This window comes from Chitinophaga sp. W2I13, from assembly GCF_050434005.1.
Lineage (GTDB): Bacteria > Bacteroidota > Bacteroidia > Chitinophagales > Chitinophagaceae > Chitinophaga.
In genome coordinates this window covers 798300-816771 of record NZ_JBNPWD010000001.1, presented here as the reverse complement: position 1 = coordinate 816771, position 18472 = coordinate 798300, and the positions used below count along the sequence as shown (strand labels likewise).

Sequence of the window (18472 nt, the reverse complement as noted above, 5' to 3'; positions counted from 1 at the left end):
ACAAATGTTAGTTAATGGGTAAGAAGAACAAGTTATGTACTTCTTTTCTTCCTGATCCGGCTTAAACTTTCCGGTTCAATTCCCAGGTAAGAAGCAATTTGTTTGACAGGAATATGCTGCACCACTTCAGGATATTCCTGTAGCAACTGCGCATACCGCTCCTGTGCGGAGTATTGCAGGAAGGAGAGTTCCCGGTTGTATTTCCGCAGGTATTGCTGTTCAGCTACCAGCCGGCCTATCTTCTCCGACTGGTGCGAGGTGCGATATAATTGTTGCAGATCGGTATAATAACAGGCGTACCCACGTACCGGCGTTACTGCCTGCAAACTTACTACCGCGGGTTTTTGTGTAATGAAAGAGGCGTAGGAAGTAGTAAAGTTATGCGGAAAGGCAAAGTCCATGCTGATGTCTTTACCATCGTGGATGGTATATACCCGCACAATTCCTTCTTCGATATAATAAATAGCATTGGCGGTTTTACCCGCTTCCGACAGGTGATCGCCTGCGGGGAAAGTTACCGGCTGCAGGATGTCTTCAAACAGTTCCCAGTGAACCATGGGTTCTTTCAGCAGTGCCTGCAGCTGTTGACGGATAATTTGTGTGCCTTGCATTCAGGTCTTTCTCAGTTGAATGGATTGAACGAAATGATGATGACCTTTTTCCAAAATCAGGCTGGCGCGGTAGCGGGTAGGTGCAATATTTTGTTCCAGGTTAGGTTTGTTGATATCATCCCAGATCTGTGTGGCTAACTCGATAGTGGCCGCATCAGAAAGATGTGCATAACGGTGGAAAAAAGACTCAGGACTCTGAAAGGCAGTTCTGCGCAGGGTTTCAAAGCGTGCGATGTACCATTTGCGGATATCTTTTTCCGCAGCGTCTACATAAATGCTGAAGTCGAAGAAATCGGATACGAATACGGCTGGATCTTTTTGTTGCTGCCGGTGACGAACCTGCAACACATTCACGCCTTCTACAATCACAATGTCCGGTTGCTCTATCCACTGCAGCTGGCCGGGTAAGATATCGTATTCCAGGTGGGAATAAAGTGGCGCCGCCACCTTTTCCTTACCGGATTTTACATCCGCCAGGAAGTGGATCAGTCTTTTAATATCATAGCTTTCCGGGAAGCCTTTTCTGTTCATGATATTATTGGCCTCCAGCACTTTATTGGGATAGAGGAAACCATCCGTTGTTACCAGGTCTACCCGCGGATGATTGGGCCATGCCTGTAATAATTTTTGTAACACCCTGGCGGTCGTACTTTTCCCAACGGCTACACTTCCGGCGATGCCAATAATATAAGGCACTTTATGTACCTGGCTGCTGAGGAAATTACTGGTAGCAGTATGCAGTTGTTGCGACGCGGTTACATATAAGTTGAGCAGATGTGCCAGCGGAAGATATACCTGTGTTATTTCTTCCTGTGTGAGTGGTTCATTCATGCCGTGCAGCGCTTCCAGGTCGTAATCCTGTAATTGCAGCATGGCATCATTGCTTCTTTCTGCCCATTCTTTACGGGAGAAACTGATATAGGGAGTATAGCGGTCGCGTTTCAGAGAGGTGGTCATTCCAGTGCTTTATTGTTGTATATAGACAGTCTTTACATTCAGAAATTCGTGTGTGCCTTCCAGTGATAGTTCCCTTCCATAGCCGGATTGCTTTACGCCGCCGAAAGGTAAGCGTGCATCAGAGCGAACCATCGCATTAATAAATACATTGCCACTTTCTATCTGTGTGGCCAGTTTGGCGGCTTTGTCGAGATCGCTGGTCCACAGGGCTGCGCCCAGGCCAAATTCTGTTTCATTGGCCAGTGCGATAGCATCCGTTTCGTCGGCTGCTTCTATGATCACGGCGAGCGGACCAAAAGTTTCTTCTTTGAAAGCCGTCATTTTATTGGTTACCCCGGTAAGCAGGGTAGGCGCAAAGTTACAGCCTTCATGCGTGCCACCCAACTCCAGCTTAGCCCCCTGGCGAATAGAGTCCTGTAATTGTTTGGCCAGCTCCTCTGCCAGGTCGGGGCGGGCCATTGGGCCCATTTGTGTGCTTTCCTGCGTGGGATCTCCCTGTTTGAGGTCCTGCAGGATCCGTTTTACAGCTGCGGTAAACGCGGGAACAATATCTTTTTCTACGATCCAGCGTTTTGCGGCAATGCACGACTGACCGGCGTTTTGCATACGACCTTGTACCGCTGTTTTAGCGGCGGCTTCCAGGTCGGCATCTTTCAATACAATAAAAGGATCACTGCCACCCAGTTCCAGCACGGTTTTCTTGATATATTTCCCGGCAAGCGCCGCTACACTTTTACCTGCGGGGGTACTGCCGGTGAGTGTAACGCCCTGTACGCGGTGATCTGCGATAACTGGTTCTATATCTTTGGAAGAGATGAGTAACGACTGGAAAGTACCGGCGGGAAAATTACTTTCAGTGAATATTTTTTCGATGGCCAGTGCACAACCGCTTACATTGCTGGCATGTTTCAGGATGCCGGTGTTGCCGGCAAGTATATTGGGAATAGCAAAGCGGAATACCTGCCAGTAGGGGAAGTTCCAGGGCATGATTGCCAGTATAATTCCTTTTGGTTCGTACGATACGTAACTTTTATACGCATCGGAACCGATCGGTTTATGTGCCAGCATTTCCACGATGTTTTCTGCATAATATTCTGCCGAGGTGGCGCATTTCAGCACTTCGGCCCGTGCTTCTTTCAGCGTTTTTCCCATTTCCCGCGTGATCAGCGCGGCATGTTCATCTGCATTGTCTTTCATGGATTGTGCAACCTGCATCATCCACTGCCGGCGTTGTTCCAGGGAAACTTGTAATAATTCCCGGTATGCTTTATGGCCCAGCTGTAATTTCTGCTCTATTTGTTCCGGTGTATGTGCTGCATATTCAGCAATGGTTTCCTGCGTAAACGGATTAATGCTTGTAAACATACGGGTAGCTTTTAGCGGTTAGCATTTAGCTGTTAGTGAATAGTCCGACAAATTTACCTTTTTCCGTTAAAAGCCCGTCTTAAAAGCTAAAGGGCAACTACTAAACACGAAAAGGCTATCTTTGCATCTCCCGGAAAAAACAGTACAATTTTATGGCGCTTAGCAGGTGGAATATCATGATAATGGCCCTTTGCACGGGGTTGATCGTTGCCAATATTTATTACAGCCAGCCTTTGCTGGTGTTGATGAGCAACGAATTTGGCGTATCGGAAAGTAATGCCGGACAGGTCACATTTTTTACGCAGGTGGGCTACGCGCTGGGCCTGTTATTTTGTGTGCCGCTGGGTGACAAACTGGAGCGCAAGCGGCAGATAGTGGTGATGACACTGGCTGCGGTAGTGGCCCTGGTGGCGGCTGCAGAGTCGGTGAATATCACTATGCTGAAAATTACGGGTTTGCTGATTGGTTTTACTTCGGTAGTGCCGCAGCTGATATTGCCACTGGCAGCAGGCCTTTCTGATCCTGCAAGCCGGGGGAAAGTGATTGGTACTATTATGAGTGGCTTACTCGTCGGCATCTTATTATCCCGCACCCTCAGCGGTGTAGTAGGACATCATTTCGGATGGCGTGCCATGTTCTGGATAGCCGCGTGTATCAGCGCTTTGCTGGCGGTGATCATGATTACATCTTTTCCATCCAGTAAACCAAATTTCAAAGGAAGCTACGGCGACCTGATGAAATCATTGCTTACGCTGATCAAAGAACAGCCTTTATTAAGAGAAGCTTCGGCTATCAATGCCTGTTGTTTCGCTATGTTTGGCATGTTCTGGACAACCGTGGTATTTTTATTGTCTGATGCGCCTTTTAAATATACCAGTGAACAAATCGGGTTGATGGGACTTGCTGCGGCTGCCGGCGCTTTAGGCGCCCCACTGGTGGGACGCATTGCAGATAAAAAGAATCCGCGCATTGCCATTGGTTATGGTATCATCTTTTTGTTCCTCGGTTATTTTCTCTTCTATGTTTTTAAAGCCAATATTATAGGTATCATCGTGGGGATCATCGCTATTGATCTTGGTTTACAGGGTATCCATGTATCCAACCAAACCCGCATCTACACATTATTGCCGGAAGCAAGGAACCGTTTGAATACGGTGTTTATGACTACCAGTTTTATTGGCACTTCACTTGGCTCCGGCATCGGGCTATGGGTATGGTCTTTTGCACAATGGAATGGTATATGCGTGGCCGGTACTGCACTGATCACCATTGCCCTGATTATTTACCTGGGTACTTATAAGAAAACAAAAGGAGCAGTTACCGCTTAACCCGGTTTAGCACGATCATCACTATTACTAAATAACCCATCATGCAGAACAACGCAATTTTATAAGCGAGATAAAAATTGCCGGAGTGGCGTGCAAGGTAGAGAAAAATGCCTCCAAGCATGCTTACACCCAGCGCAGAGGCAAACTGCTGTACCGTAGAATACACGCCGCTGGCGGCTCCTGCTTTAGCCGGCGGCATATCCCACATCGCCACTTTTAATAATGATGGCATCAGCAAACCAGATCCGCTGCCATAAATAATTAAACACGGCATGATATCGTAAGGTGTTACTACATCTCCCTGAAATAAAACTAATTGTAAGATAAAAGAGAGGATCATTAGTATACACGCAAACTGTAGCAGGCGGATACCGTATCGTGCAGCATTTTTAATTGACCACAAAGAAGCCAGCAGGAAAGGAATGGTTTGCATGACGAAGTAATTCCCCGCTGTAAAAGGCGACATATGAAATCCATTCTGAAAGTAGATGGCTACAATAAAAATATAAGCGGTGTTTACACCAAAGAAGAATAATACGCTGATGACACCGGTGTTGAAACTCCTGATACGAAAGAGTTCCAGCGGTACTAACGGATCGCGTTGCCGTTTTCCCAGCCAGTGTTGATACCACACGAATACGCCTAATAATATGAATGCACCTGCCAGCATGGTGATAGTCCAGGCAGGCCAGCCAAGTTCTGCACCCTGTATAACAGGATATATCAGGAGAGATAAGGCTAAGGTGAGCAGGATGATGCCTGGTATATCAAACCGGGTGCTTTTGTTTTGACCGGATTCCTGCACAAAGAACCAGGCCAGCAACATTGCTACAATACCAAACGGGAGATTGACGAGGAAGATCAGCCGCCAGCTGTCGGTGATCAGGTGCGAGGTAATGAAGTAGCCGCCGAGGAATTGTCCCAGGGTGGCGCCGGTGCCGAGGGCCATGCCGTAGAGGCCATAGGCTTTGTCGCGGTCGGCGGGCGACTGGAAGTTCAGTTGTATCAGCGTGATGGTTTGCGGTACGGTGAAAGCTGCTGCCACGCCTTGCAGCAGCCTGGACACAATCAACATTTCCATGGAAGTGGCAAAGCCGCACATGGCTGAGGTGAGGGTGAATGCAGCCAGCCCGGTTATAAATACTTTCTTTTTGCCCAGGTAATCGCCTGTGCGGCTGCCGGTGATGAGAAACACGGCGTAACCCAGGAGGTAGCTGGCAATCACCAGTTCCAGCGCTGCGTCCGAACTATGGAAATACGCTTTAATGGCTGGTGTGCTGATGTTTACAATAAATACATCGATCACGGTGATGAGTGGCGCCAGCAGGATAACTGCCAGCGATATCCATGGATTGACAGTGGTTGGTTTAATATATACAGACTGGTCTGTTTTCATGAGAGTAAATTTTTTATAATAGATAACGTTATTGGATGCACTAAATAATTGATGGAAATACGCCGCGAAAACTTTAATGTTTTACGGCGCTTTTTACCAGCCTTGCTGGTGATATTCCGGCAGTGTTGCTGGTATTTAGTTTTGTTTATCCGGCATTCGCCGGTATTTATAAAGATGTGTTTCCCTTTGGTCGCAATTCCTCAATCTATCAGCTTCAAAGTGTATCCAGCAACCTGGCAACCACTTTCTTCGTGTCTTCTACCGGTTTTGCGGACCGTTGGATATAGCCCTGAAGCCCCGCGCCTTCATACAGATTCAACAGCATGCCGGTCATTTCTTCAAGTTCCGCTGCGGGGTAAGGGTGTTTTATGATTTGTAATTGTTCGGCGATAAATGTTTTCAGCGTTTGGGTATGCGTCCGTACCTGTAAAAGTGCGTCCTCATTCAATCCTGGCAGTTCATAGGCGATGCGGATAAAGGCGCAACCCCTGAAATTGTTTTTTTCCATGTGGCGGCGGCGGTATTCGAACAGGCCCATGAGCTTTTCCCTGCCAGGCGCAAGCTGGTCAATATAAGCCATCCGCTCGGCGTGGTTGTTGGTCCGGGTTCGCAGTAGATATTCCGTCAGCAAAGCTTCCTTGGATGGAAAGTGCTGGTACAGGCTTGCTTTGGCAATCCCCGCTTCTTCTATGATCTGGTTAATACCGGTTGCCTGGTAGCCTTGCTTGTAAAACAATTCGCTGGCTGTGTTTAAGATTCTTTCTTTTGCGCCTTGTTCTTTCATAAGGCAATATTAGGCTAAATTTACAAAACAGACAAGTCTGTATATATTATTGACAAAAAAGCGGCGAAAAGGAACTTCCTCTCCGCCGCTTACTAAATCCTTATAGCAATTAGTCCACTTTCGTGATCTTCAGCATGTTTGTGGGCAGGTGTTCTTTGACAGGGGTGCTACCGGTGTTAACGGCTACATCTCCTGATTTGATGAATCCTCTTTCTTTCAGGATATTGATCTGATCGAATACGATATCATCCAGGCTTTCTTCTTCTTCGTAGTAGAAGGCGCGTACACCCCAGCTCAGGCTCAGCTGGTTTACCAGCGACCTTTCTTTGGTGAAGATGTAGAGCGGGCTGCGTGGGCGGTAGCTACTCAGCATAAAGCCGGTGTAACCGCTCTGGGTCATACCAATGAGGGCATCAGCGTCCAGGTCTTCCGCAATTTTACAGGCGTTGTAGCACAGTGCATCGCTGAGGAAGGTAGGAGAGTGGCGGTGAGGGATCAGGTTGCGGTTGTAAATGATCGCTTCTTTTTCCACTTCCTGGATAATTTTATTCATGGTTTGGATAACCAGTTCCGGGAACATACCGGTAGCAGTTTCGCCGCTCAGCATTACCGCATCAGCACCTTCCAGTACGGCGTTGGCTACGTCGGTGATTTCACTACGGTTCGGACGGGTGCGGTCCATCATGCTTTCCATCATTTGTGTAGCCACAATAACGGGCTTTGCACGGTGAATGCACTTGCGGATGATATCTTTCTGGATCATCGGGATCTGCTCTACTGGCAGTTCCACACCGAGATCACCACGGGCAATCATCACGCCATCACTTTCCCAGATAATTTCTTTCAGATTCTGTATCGCTTCAGGCTTCTCAATTTTAGAGATCACCTTCATTTTAGAATTACGTGCTTCCAGGCGTTTGCGTAATACGGCCAGGTCTTTTACGCTTCTTACAAAGGAGAGCGCTACCCAGTCGCATTCGTGGTCGATGATGAATTCCAGGTCAATAATATCTTTATCTGTCAGCGCAGGGAGGGAGATTTTGGTATCCGGGAGGTTAAAGCCCTTTTTGGAAGACAGTACACCTGGCAGGGATACTTCCGCTTTGATTTCACCGCTGGCAGTAATTTCTTTTACAATTGTCTCGATTTTGCCGTCGTCCAGCAGAATTTTCTGGCCAACTCTAAGATCTTTGTACAGGTCAGGGTAGGAAACGTAAATTTTTTCCATGTTGCCCACCAGCTTTTCGTTTACGAAAGTGAGGATATCACCTTTCTTCAGCGGGAGTGCATTGTTTTCGATTTCACCCACACGCAGTTTTGGTCCCTGCAAATCGGCCAGTATGGCTACGGTGTAAGGTTCTGTTTTATTGATCTGGCGGATGTATTCAATAATCCGCAGTTTATCTTCGTGCGAGCCGTGTGAAAAGTTGAGGCGGAAAACGTTAACGCCGGCCTTTACCAGTGTCAGCAGGCCTTCATAGGTATCGCATGCCGGGCCTACGGTAGCCACGATTTTTGTTTTGTGCGAAGAGTGTTCTCTACCCGCAGCGTTATCCATCTGCTTGTGATAGTATTTCGAAAGATCCTTTGTACTCATAAGTCTAATTTTTTAACTCGCAAGAATTTTAACAATCTTAAACCATTCGGGGTCAATTTCCTGTTTGGCTTTTACAGCTTTATCAAGAGGAGTGTAATGGATCTTGTCGTTGACAACACCGACCATTACATTGTGGATGCCTTCGAGAAGGGCATCTACGGCTGCATAGCCCAGACGGCTGGCCAGAATACGATCTGTGCAGGTGGGAGCGCCGCCACGCTGGATGTGTCCGAGGATACTAACCCGGGTATCCAGTTGTGGGCACCTTTCTTTAATGATACGACCAACTTCAGTAGCGCCGCCGGTTTCATCGCCTTCGGCTACTACGATCAGGTTAACCAGTTTTCTGCGGCGTTCGTTCGCCTGCAGTTCTTCAATAATGTCATTTACTTCGGTTTTGCGCTCAGGCAGCAATATGTGCTCCGCACCAGTGGAAATGCCGCTGTGTAACGCAATATAACCGGCATCACGGCCCATTACCTCGATTACAAACAAACGGTCATGCGCATCGGCAGTGTCCCTGATTTTGTCGATAGCTTCCACCGCTGTATTCACAGCTGTATCAAATCCAATCGTAGAATCAGTTCCTGCAATGTCCTTGTCAATAGTACCAGGCAAGCCTATACACGGAATATCAAATTCCTGGCTGAACTTTTGCGCACCATTAAACGAGCCGTCTCCACCAATTACTACCAGCCCGTCAATGTTGTGTTTTTTCAGATTTTCATAAGCCATTTTTCGCCCTTCATATTCATAGAACTCTTTGCACCGGGCGGTCTTCAATATGGTGCCTCCGCGCTGAATAATGTTGGCAACGGATTTTGACTCCATTGGGAAGATCTCGTTCTTCAACATTCCCCTATAGCCGTACATAATGCCATACACATTCAGCTGATGATAAATGCCCGTTCTTACAACGGCACGAACGGCGGCGTTCATCCCGGGAGCATCTCCCCCCGATGTAAGGACTGCAATGTTGTTCAGTTTTTTCATATAAATTGCTAAAAAAATATCTTAAAGGCGCACAAAAATAACATTTTGCAATTGTTTTCTAACTGTTATCTGATGAAATAACCTAAATTTTTAATTTCCATCAAACAAAGTAGATAAATTTTTTAAAAAATATTACGCATGTCGAAAAAAAATAATAGGAGGTGGATCTTTATGAGCGTAAGTTTAATCGCCGGGCAGGCAATAGCGCAGCAGCAGCAAACGATTACTTATCCCGAATCCAAAAAAGTGGATACCATAGATAACTATCACGGTACCCCGATCGCAGATCCTTACCGGTGGCTGGAAGACGATCACAGCCCCGAAACAAAAGCATGGGTGGACGCCCAGAATAAGGTAACAGAAAACTATCTCTCCAACATCCCTTTCCGCGCAGAAATCCGCAAAAGACTGGAAGAATTGTGGAATTACCCCAAAAACGGCGCCCCCGCTAAACACGGTAACTATTATTACTTCTTTAAAAATGATGGTCTGCAGAACCAGTCCGTTCTTTACCGTTCTGCCACTTTAGGCGGTACCCCGGAAGTTTTCCTGGATCCCAACAAACTGTCAGCAGCCGGTACTACCGCACTGGGCAGCATGTCGTTTTCAAAAGACGGGAAATATTTTGCCTACCTGCTTTCCAAAGCAGGATCCGACTGGCAGGAAGGTTATGTGATAAACGTGGAAACACGGCAACTCCTGCCGGATAAACTGGAATGGGTAAAGTTCAGTGGCCTGTCGTGGAAAGGTGATGGCTTCTATTACAGCCGCTACGACAAACCCGATGAACAAAACAAACTATCCCAAAAGAATGAATTCCAGAAAGTATACTACCACCGCCTGGGCGATCCGCAGGAGAAGGATGAATTGATCTATGTGGATAAAGAACACCCGCTGCGCAACGCCGGCGTAGACGTAACAGAAGATGAGCGTTTCCTGATCCTCTCTACCTCGGAAGGTACTTCCGGCCGGGAACTCTGGTACCGCGACCTGCAAAACCCCGCACAAAAAGAATTCACCCTGCTGGTAAAAGGCTTCGCTAACGAACCAGACGTAATAGATAACGATGGGGATAAATTGCTGGTGCGCACCAATCATAACGCACCCAACTATAAAATTGTGCTGATAGACCCCGCCAATCCTGCGGAAGCCAACTGGAAAATAATTGTTCCGGAAAAGAAAGAAGCCCTCCAGGGAGTGGGCCTTGCCGGCGGCAAATTATTCCTTTCCTATCTGAAAGACGCTTCTACCAGGGTTTACCAGTATGATTATAAAGGTAAGCTAGAACATGAAGTGAAACTGCCTGGCCTCGGAACCGCTGGTGGATTTGGCAGCAAGAAAGAAGACAAGGAATTCTTTTATACTTATACTTCCTTTGTTACGCCGCCTGCTGTATATAAATATGATGTGGCCACCGGCGTTTCTACCTTATATAATAAGGCAGAAGTAAAATTCAACCCTGCGGAATACGAAACCAAACAGGTATTCTTTAAAAGTGCCGATGGAGAAAGTGTTCCCATATTCCTTTCCTACAAGAAAGGGATCCGGCTGAATGGTAATAACCCCGTGTTGCTCTACGGCTACGGCGGATTTAATATTGCCATGACGCCCTCTTTCAGCGTTTCCAACCTATACTTCATGGAACAGGGAGGCATATACGCCGTAGTATCACTGAGAGGTGGCAGCGAATACGGTGAAGCCTGGCACAAAGCGGGTATGATGGAAAAGAAACAGAATGTATTCAACGATTTTATCGGTGCAGCTGAATACCTGGTGAAAGCGAAATACACCAATCCCGGCAAGATAGCGATCCGCGGCGGTTCCAACGGTGGTTTACTGGTAGGCGCCTGTATGACGCAGCGTCCGGAATTGTTTAAGGTGGCACTGCCCGCTGTAGGCGTAATGGACATGCTGCGCTTTCAGAAATTTACCATCGGTTGGGCCTGGGCAGTGGAATACGGTAGCAGCGATCATGCAGAACAGTTTAAATACCTGCTGAAATATTCACCGTTGCATAACCTGAAGCCAGGTACCGCTTACCCGGCTACACTGATCACCACTGCGGATCACGACGACCGTGTGGTACCGGCGCATTCGTTTAAGTTTGCAGCTACACTGCAGGCAGACAACGCCGGGCCAAACCCGGCCCTGATCCGTATTGAAACACAGGCAGGTCACGGAGCCGGCAAGCCCACTTCCAAGATGATTGATGAAGCCGCTGATATCTGGGCGTTCACCATGTATAACCTGGGCATGCACAAGTAAAGTTGCAGGTGATCAGCTTTTAGCTGTTATCGAAATGCCTCATTTTGGTGAACAGCTAAAAGCTTTTTTTTCTTATCTTTAGAAATAGCGTATTGAACATGGCTTTATGAAGGTACTTATAACTGGTAGTAACGGATTATTGGGACAACATCTGATCCCGCTTTTTCTGCAAGATGGAAAATATGATGTGATAGCCACAGGCAGAGGCCCTAATCGTTTCCCCCTGCGGGATAAATACACTTATGAGGCGGTGAACCTCCGCGATGCCGGCAGCGTAAAGCAGCTGGTGGAAAAACATCAGCCGGATATCATTATTCATGGCGGCGCCATGTCGCAGGTAGATGACTGCGAAAAAAATAAAGATGCGTGCTGGGATACCAATGTAGGAGCTACCCGTTACCTGGTACACGCGGCAGAAAGTTGCAACGCCTTCTTCATTTTCCTGTCTACCGATTTTGTATTCGATGGCTTACAGGGACCTTACAGTGAAGACGCTACCGTAAATCCTATTAATTATTATGGTACCAGTAAAGTAGCTGCAGAGCGACTGGTGATCAATAGCAAACTGAAGTGGGCCATTGTCCGCACTGTACTGGTGTATGGCGTGGTAGCAGATCCGCATCGCAATAATATGATTACCTGGGTAAAAAATAATTTGCAGCAGGGTAAAAAAGTGAAAGTGGTGGATGACCAATGGCGTACGCCTACCTTATGCCACGACCTGGCGAAGGGTTGTTTGCTGATTGCAGATAAGAAAGCAAACGGTTTCTTCAACATCTCCGGAAATGAAATTCTCACTCCCTATGATATGGCCATTCAAACGGCTGAATACTTTAAACTGGATACTTCCCTCGTAGAAAAAATCAGTGCCAAAACACTGGCACAACCGGCGGCCCGTCCTGCCAAAACCGGGCTGATAATAGATAAGGCGGCCAAAGAACTGGGTTATCAGCCCCGTACTTTTGCGGAGGGGCTGGAAATTGTAGCCGCTGAAATCAAAGCTTAACAGCTAAAATTCAAGAAATACTTTATTGCCAAATATTTTGCGGATGCTATCCCTTTGCACGGTTGTATCTGCTGCCAGTGAGCGCAATTCCACCGCAGTTCTGTACATGCTGTCCCTTTTATAAAGAACCAGCGTTTTTCCCCAGGCGAGTTGTTGCTTTTGTTTTTTTACAGCGATGCTGCTGTCTTTGTATCTTTCCACCACTGCATAATAGGTAATGGGCGTAATCGCAGCTTTTGCTGTGGAGTCGGCCAGGACCTTTTGTATGGAATCTGCAGCAGCGGCGGCGAGCTGTTGCGCGTTGACTTCCGTATCAGCGGGAGTTTCGGATTCAGCTATTGGTTTTGAAACACCCGATAAATACCACCAGGCGGCTAATCCAATTACAATAGCCGCAATGGGAATAGCTGCCCACCACCATTTAAAACCACTTTCTTCTGTTACGGCTTCCAATGTATCTTCTACCTCTTCTGTCATAACAGGCTCCAGCGCCTCCAAAGGCGGCGGTGGAACAAATGCTGGCGCAGAGCGGCTATCTGTTGTGCGTTCTATCGGCTTAATATCCAGTGTTTCTTTTTCTACCGGCAGTTCCTCTGCATGGAAGTGAATGTTGCCGGTAAAGTCGCCCTGCAACTGACCAATACCCGGTAATACCAGTGGCTTCCCGGATTGAAGTTCTGCTTTCAGCTCTTCCAGGTATTTTTCCAGCTTCCGCTGTGCTACTGCCGGCACCAGGTTTTCCTTAAGGGCTATCCATTCCACACAGGAACCATCGTCCTGCCATTGTTGGGTAAACATCACCTGCTCACGTGGCGCCGTAAGCGTTTGGGCGTGGTCGTTATAATGCGCCGGAAAATGTTGTACAGAAAATGTTCCCAGCTGTGGTACTACACAAATCCGCTGTTTAAACAGCACTTCCTGGATATATTGCTGAAGTATCAAGTGGAGCAATTTTTAGTGAATAATGCTGCGGATTTTGTCTTTCTCGCTGATTACGCTGATTATACTGATTACCAGGATTTGAACTTTTGTGATTTTATAAAGGATTTTCGAAGATATAAGTGGATATACTCGCATATATTCCCCCAAAATCAAAAAAATCAAAAAAAGATCAAATCCTGGTAATCAGTATAATCAGCGAGAAAGACAAAATCCGCATATAAAGTTAAAACTTAATCATCACACCACCCACAATATTGAACCCATAAGTAGGGTAAAGATAATACCGCTGGTAGTGCGTATTGAACAGGTTATTTGCATTCACCCACAGTCCGAAATTTTTGCTGATATCATAGGATGCGCCTGCATTCAGGTCCCATGCGCCTTTGGTTTTGCCAAAGTCTTTGTTGGGGAGCAGGTAATAGCTGCCGCTCAGTGCAAAGAGGTCGGCATTCAGGTGTAATTTTTTGGCGATGGTGTATTGTGCAAACAAATCGCCCTGGAAAGCGGGCAGGTGCCATGGTTGCACTTCCGTTTCCTGTTTGTTATAATTATACCAGTCGAAGCTTACGCGGGCCTGGAATTTTTCTTCTTCAATATAGCCTACTTCACCATGCAGCTGGAAAGCGCGCAGCTGGGCTTCGTTACGGGTGGTGAATTTCTTGGTATCAGCGCTGTCGTTTACAAACAGCGGCATATTGTACCAGGTAACAGAAGCGAATTTAGTGTTATAGTTGAAATGGCTGCCCAGCGTACCTTTGATACCGGTATATTTTTCTTCTACACGGGTATTCATCATTTCTCCCGGTAAGCCGGCGAGGAACGGATTTTTATTGGCGAGGTTGCGATAGGAATTCTTTTCAAAATAGGAAATCCATCCACTGCTCAGGATCAGTTTTTTACGGATCAGGTGCGACTCATTCACGATGTCGGGCAGCAGGTAAAATTCGCCGTTGCTCCACGTTGGATTTACGCCGGCATGCAGCACAAACCCCGGTTTCATGATATCCACTGCAGGGTGGATAGAAGCGATGTTGTTGTTGATGGCGCGGTTGTTATCTTCTTTATAGGTAGAAAGATCAAACACACCTTCTACTTTTATGTAGATATCTTCAAACACCTGCTTACGTACCGGTACATTCAGTTGGAAGGTATTTTCTGTGCGCTTGTAGGAATCGTTGAAAAGAATAAACTTCACTTTTGGCTGGAAGGTAAATGCCCAGTCGTTTTGCGGCCTGTTCTGCATGCCTGCCGAAGCGGTGATCTGGTTAAACGTTTGCTCGATATCCTTCTTTTTATAGCTGGCCGTATCGTGGCCATAGCCATAGTAGTGAACGGTATTACGGTCGTACCCGATGCTTCCGTCGAACCGGAACTTTGGCAACAGGTAGGTGCCCGCGGCCAGTACATTGAGGTTACTATAATCCTGGTCAGGAATTTCCTTGCCTTTGGAACCGGTGTAGTTTACGTACAAACCGTAGTTGTACATATCCTGCCGGCCGCTGCCGAACCCAGCCTGCACATAGGGTGTTTTATAATTGCCATATCCGAGTTTCACGAAGTTGTTCTGCAGGTACGACAATGAATCTTTACCCAGTGCCAACGGTTTGAGCGGCATGGCCTGGTACATAAAGTTCAGGTTCAGCGCCGGTATCTCGTACTTCATGGAAGGACGGGTGGTATCGATACCCGGCAAAGAAGCTGTGAGATTGAGTTTGTAGGCGTCGCGCAGTTTGGGTTGGTTGGTGGAAATGATATCAATCGTTTCCTGTTTCAATACCTCCTGAGCGGCTGCTTTCTGTGAAAACAGCATTCCCGTCAGCCCCAGTGCTGATATGATAAAAGTTCGTTTGTTATATATTGCTTGAATGTTCATGCTTTGTTGCGCTTAATGTCAGATTCCAGAATCCGGGTGATTATTTCTTCGGTTTTTTACCGGCTGCTTTTTCTTCTGCTTCCGCTTTGGCCAGTTTATCTTTCGCTTCCTGTTTCAGCTCAGGAATAGAGCTGTTGGTAACGATGCTCTGGTAAGTAGCTTTTGCATTGAAATAATCCTGTTGGCGGGCGTATACATCTCCCAGCAGGATATATGATTTAGCCACCCAGTATTCATAGGACGGCGTATTTTTAATCACATCAAAACCAGCTTTTTCAGCAGCATCCAGTTCATTCTGTTGCAGGTAGCAATCCGCAATGTTGTAGCGGGCTTCGGCGCCTGTTTCAGATTTGGTCATGCCGGCAACTGTTTTGAACTCCGACAGGGCGGCGGCATAATCTTTTGCCTGCTGCAATGCTTTACCATGATAGAAGTGAGCGATGATCTGATCATCCGTGCTGATATTGGCGGCAGCCAGTAACATTTCTGAATAGTTGGTTACTTCGTCCCAACGTTTCAGCTGGTAGTTGCTGCGAAGTAATCCCCTGGTGGCAGTAAGACTGTTTTCTTTGCTGGTAGCGAGGTCCTGCAGTTGCAGGTAGTAGCCTCTTGCCTTATCGTAATTTTTTACCTGGTAGAAATTGATGTTAGCCGCCTGTAGCGCAGATCTTTCTGCATATAAACTGTTGTTGCGGGATAATACAAATTCGTAGGCGGGCAATGCGCTCGTATAGTCTTTGCTGTTATAAGCGCATTCTGCTTTATAGAAGTAGGCCGGCAGGATAAATTGTCCGTTCGGATATTTCTGGATATAGTTGTTGAAGCCGCTGGTGGCGCCTGTACAATCGTTGCTGGTGAAGCGGGCTTCAGCAGCAGCATAGGCCAGGGAGTCTTCAGCAGAAGCGGTAACGGTTCTGCCGCTGGCTTTCAGGAAGGCGAGGTAGTCGTCGGTTTTGCCCTGGCTAACATAAATCGACTTCATACTTTGCAGGGCTTCATTGGATTCCGGCGAGTTAGGGAATTTCTCCACTACCTGGCGGTAATAGGCCAGCGCTTTACTGTCGTTATCTTTATTGTAGTAGCTCAAACCCAGTTTCAGGAGTGCGCGTGGTGCATTCGGTCCGTTGGGTTGTTTCTGTAAAACATTTTCCAGGAAAGGAATGGCTTCTGTATATTTTTCTTCCGAGAGATAGGTATTGGCTATCTCAATATCTGTTTCGTTATTAAAGCCGGACGATGGAAACTTGTTACCCAGTTGTTTGAGCAGTGCAAGTTTCTCGCCTTGCTTGCCCTGTAAGCCGAGGATCACGGCTTTCTGGTAGGTGGCGTAATCAGCGCCGGGAGCGTTGTTGCTGATGATGCGGTCGTACAGCGCCAGTGCCTTCGGGAACTGGCGAAGCATATAATAACAATCGGCGCTGCGTAGGGCGGCGTCGGTGGCAATGCGTTCTGCGTTAGGGCCGCTGGTGCGCTGGGCGGATTCAAAGTAAGGCAGTGCTTCCGTGAATTTGTCCTGTTTCAGGAGGCTGTATCCCAGGTTGTAGCTGGCGGTTTGTGCGTTAGCTTCACCGGACACCGGGGCCGTATTATTCAGATAGGCGTTCAGGTTAGTAACCGCCTGGTCTGTTTTATTCTGACGAAGGGCAATTTCTGCTTTCCAGAAATGGGCGAGTTGTTTGATCTGTGGATCGTAGGGGTTGCTGATGGCCACATCCAGCAGGCGGTCGGCTTCTGCCAGTTGCTGGTCGTTGATCAGCTGGGTGGCGCGGCCGTAGGCTACTTTCTGGTAAGCTTTCAGCACCGTCGGGTTTTTATCGCGAATCGATTCAATGGTCGCTAAACCGTCTTTGTAGTTATTGCTGTTCATGAAAAGATTAACGAGTATTTCCCGGGCTTCTTTGTTATAAGCAGATTGCGGGTATGTTTTTACAAACTGTGTGAGTTCGCTGAGCGCCGCATCGGGGTAGCCCAGTTCGTACGATAATTTACCGTAGTTGAACCTGGAAATTTCCTGTTGCTGTGCGTTGGAGCTGTTGTTGGCGCAAAAGGCAAAAGCATTGCGTGCATTGGCTTTCTGACCGGTGCGGAGGTAGCAGTCGCCCAGGAGGTACATGGAATTTTGTCCAAGTGAGTCTTTGGAGCTGCTCAGTTGTTTAAATCCGGCGATCGCTTTTGAGAGGTTATTCGTCTGGTAATAAGCGTATGATAACTGGTAGATATCTTCGTTTCTCACGTCATCTGCATTATCCTGGAAATCCTGCAGGTAGGGCAATGCTTTCGGATAGTTCTTTTTTTCGAAGTAGGCTTTACCGAGTAACTGTTTCAGCTCTGCTTCGTAGTATTGTCCGCCTTGTCTCAGCAGTGGCTCGGTGTAGGCGATCAGCTGATCTGTTTTTCCCTGGAAGTAATAAATTTCAGCGATGTAATAAGGCACTACGTTGCTGTATTTCGGTTCGTTCACTACTTTCTGGAAACTATTGAGTGCTTCTGCATACTGGTGGTTATAGTAGCTGATGAAACCATAGTAATAATTAGCAGGAATGCTGTATTTGCCCGGTACTTCTTTGATGGAGGCAAACAGGGGCTGTGCCTTTTTAAAATCTTTTAAATTAAAATAGCAATAGGCCAGTTCAAATTTTGCTTCTGCAATTTCTGCGTTGGAGAGGTTTTCGATATTGGCTTTCTCGTAGAGGGGAATGGCCTCTTTGAGTTTATTCTGACGGAAATAATATTTTGCCAGTTGATAGCTCACCAGTTCTTCCCGGGCATTGTTATTGGCCAGTTTCAGGAATTCCTGCGCCTGTTTTTCCGCATTGTCCTGTTGCAGTTTCAGTGCGCAGATGGTATAATAGTAGTACGCATCTGTTTTAACCAGGTCTCGGTTGGTTTCGTGGAAATAGTCGATGTTATCAAGGGTTTGCTTGAAAAGCTGCATGGACACGGCATATTTTTCCTGCTGGAAATACTGCTGGGCGTCCTTGAACACTTTTTCCGGATCTGTATAAATGCGTGTTTGCTGTGCCTGTGCGGCAGGCAGCCCTATCAAACCTGTACCCGTAAAGGCCAGGAGTGATATGTACAGATGTCCGGGAACAAAAACTCTTCTTATAAATTGCATGCTATAGCTGTTATTTCTTGAATATGCGTTTAAAACGAATCCCGGGAGGAAATATTTTCCAGCCGGGGAAGTACTCTGTCGTGGCCTGACCCTGGTAGTCCGTTTCTTTGATGCCTGAGTGCCGCCGGCGTTCATGATGAGAAACGAACCAGGTGGTATCAGCAAATATAAAAGTTATATCTTTTCCTTTCCGATTGTGTTTCTAACAATGTGGATAACTCCGGTAGCAAGGCAAAA

General features: G+C 47.0%; 13 protein-coding genes. 3 read left to right on the top strand and 10 right to left on the bottom strand.

Annotated elements, in window-relative coordinates; all coding sequences use genetic code 11:
* Nucleotides 1-32 precede the first annotated feature (32 nt).
* Genes QFZ48_RS03290 through QFZ48_RS03280 form a run of 3 tightly spaced genes read right to left on the bottom strand, consistent with a single transcriptional unit; the run spans nt 33 to nt 2933 of the window.
* Nucleotides 33-611 carry a Crp/Fnr family transcriptional regulator gene (locus QFZ48_RS03290; RefSeq protein WP_429045761.1) on the bottom strand — a complete coding sequence of 193 codons (579 nt, stop codon included), beginning with the start codon at nt 609-611 and terminating at the stop codon, nt 33-35.
* The gene (gene coaA, locus QFZ48_RS03285) at nt 612-1568 is read right to left on the bottom strand and encodes a type I pantothenate kinase (RefSeq protein ID WP_370913498.1); all 957 of its coding nucleotides are present in this window, start codon (nt 1566-1568) and stop codon (nt 612-614) included.
* Nucleotides 1569-1577: 9 nt separating this feature from the next.
* A complete protein-coding gene (locus QFZ48_RS03280; RefSeq protein WP_429045764.1) occupies nt 1578-2933 on the bottom strand; it encodes an NAD-dependent succinate-semialdehyde dehydrogenase in 1356 nt (451 codons plus the stop codon).
* Between the two features lie 152 nt (nt 2934-3085).
* Between QFZ48_RS03280 and QFZ48_RS03275 the strand changes: the two genes are divergently transcribed.
* Nucleotides 3086-4261 (top strand): MFS transporter, encoded by a 1176-nt coding sequence (locus QFZ48_RS03275; protein WP_429045766.1) that lies wholly within the window; start codon nt 3086-3088, stop codon nt 4259-4261.
* On the opposite strand, the gene QFZ48_RS03270 is transcribed toward QFZ48_RS03275, so the two are convergent.
* The 4 genes from QFZ48_RS03270 to pfkA all read right to left on the bottom strand — a co-directional run bounded on the left by QFZ48_RS03270 (nt 4251) and on the right by pfkA (nt 9031).
* Entirely contained in the window at nt 4251-5657 is a 1407-nt protein-coding gene (locus tag QFZ48_RS03270) for an MFS transporter (RefSeq protein ID WP_429061121.1), read from the bottom strand. The two genes, QFZ48_RS03275 and QFZ48_RS03270, sit on opposite strands and share 11 nt — an antisense overlap.
* Before the next feature lie 214 nt (nt 5658-5871).
* Nucleotides 5872-6441, bottom strand: coding sequence for a TetR/AcrR family transcriptional regulator (locus QFZ48_RS03265; RefSeq protein ID WP_429061119.1), 570 nt, complete (start codon nt 6439-6441; stop codon nt 5872-5874).
* Between the two features lie 109 nt (nt 6442-6550).
* Nucleotides 6551-8038: a pyruvate kinase gene (gene pyk, locus QFZ48_RS03260; protein ID WP_429045772.1), complete on the bottom strand. Its 1488-nt coding sequence runs from the start codon at nt 8036-8038 to the stop codon at nt 6551-6553.
* Between the two features lie 12 nt (nt 8039-8050).
* Entirely contained in the window at nt 8051-9031 is a 981-nt protein-coding gene (gene pfkA, locus QFZ48_RS03255; protein WP_370913492.1) for a 6-phosphofructokinase, read from the bottom strand.
* A gap of 171 nt (nt 9032-9202) precedes the next feature.
* Here pfkA and QFZ48_RS03250 point away from each other — a divergent pair, with 171 nt between their 5' ends.
* Together QFZ48_RS03250 and QFZ48_RS03245 are read left to right on the top strand one after the other, a co-directional pair.
* A complete protein-coding gene (locus tag QFZ48_RS03250; RefSeq protein WP_429061117.1) occupies nt 9203-11296 on the top strand; it encodes a prolyl oligopeptidase family serine peptidase in 2094 nt (697 codons plus the stop codon).
* A 106-nt stretch (nt 11297-11402) separates the two neighbouring features.
* Nucleotides 11403-12302, top strand: coding sequence for an SDR family oxidoreductase (locus QFZ48_RS03245; protein WP_370913490.1), 900 nt, complete (start codon nt 11403-11405; stop codon nt 12300-12302).
* 3 nt (nt 12303-12305) lie between these two features.
* Here QFZ48_RS03245 and QFZ48_RS03240 read toward each other — a convergent pair whose 3' ends face one another.
* The 3 genes from QFZ48_RS03240 to QFZ48_RS03230 form a co-directional block, all read right to left on the bottom strand.
* Nucleotides 12306-13244 (bottom strand): hypothetical protein, encoded by a 939-nt coding sequence (locus QFZ48_RS03240; protein WP_429045776.1) that lies wholly within the window; start codon nt 13242-13244, stop codon nt 12306-12308.
* A gap of 223 nt (nt 13245-13467) precedes the next feature.
* A complete protein-coding gene (locus QFZ48_RS03235; protein WP_429061115.1) occupies nt 13468-15117 on the bottom strand; it encodes a hypothetical protein in 1650 nt (549 codons plus the stop codon).
* 40 nt (nt 15118-15157) lie between these two features.
* The gene (locus tag QFZ48_RS03230; protein ID WP_429061114.1) at nt 15158-18235 is read right to left on the bottom strand and encodes a tetratricopeptide repeat protein; all 3078 of its coding nucleotides are present in this window, start codon (nt 18233-18235) and stop codon (nt 15158-15160) included.
* Nucleotides 18236-18472: the final 237 nt, after the last annotated feature.

What these genes read in the sequence shown, in the direction of transcription:
- QFZ48_RS03245 (WP_370913490.1), top strand. Translation starts at nt 11,403, where the DNA reads ATGAAGGTACTTATAACTGGTAGTAACGGATTATTGGGACAACATCTG.
- QFZ48_RS03290 (WP_429045761.1), bottom strand. Translation starts at nt 611, where the DNA reads ATGCAAGGCACACAAATTATCCGTCAACAGCTGCAGGCACTGCTGAAA.
- coaA (WP_370913498.1), bottom strand. Translation starts at nt 1,568, where the DNA reads ATGACCACCTCTCTGAAACGCGACCGCTATACTCCCTATATCAGTTTC.
- QFZ48_RS03250 (WP_429061117.1), top strand. Translation starts at nt 9,203, where the DNA reads ATGAGCGTAAGTTTAATCGCCGGGCAGGCAATAGCGCAGCAGCAGCAA.
- QFZ48_RS03230 (WP_429061114.1), bottom strand. Translation starts at nt 18,235, where the DNA reads ATGCAATTTATAAGAAGAGTTTTTGTTCCCGGACATCTGTACATATCA.
- QFZ48_RS03265 (WP_429061119.1), bottom strand. Translation starts at nt 6,441, where the DNA reads ATGAAAGAACAAGGCGCAAAAGAAAGAATCTTAAACACAGCCAGCGAA.
- pfkA (WP_370913492.1), bottom strand. Translation starts at nt 9,031, where the DNA reads ATGAAAAAACTGAACAACATTGCAGTCCTTACATCGGGGGGAGATGCT.
- QFZ48_RS03270 (WP_429061121.1), bottom strand. Translation starts at nt 5,657, where the DNA reads ATGAAAACAGACCAGTCTGTATATATTAAACCAACCACTGTCAATCCA.
- pyk (WP_429045772.1), bottom strand. Translation starts at nt 8,038, where the DNA reads ATGAGTACAAAGGATCTTTCGAAATACTATCACAAGCAGATGGATAAC.
- QFZ48_RS03235 (WP_429061115.1), bottom strand. Translation starts at nt 15,117, where the DNA reads ATGAACATTCAAGCAATATATAACAAACGAACTTTTATCATATCAGCA.
- QFZ48_RS03280 (WP_429045764.1), bottom strand. Translation starts at nt 2,933, where the DNA reads ATGTTTACAAGCATTAATCCGTTTACGCAGGAAACCATTGCTGAATAT.
- QFZ48_RS03275 (WP_429045766.1), top strand. Translation starts at nt 3,086, where the DNA reads ATGGCGCTTAGCAGGTGGAATATCATGATAATGGCCCTTTGCACGGGG.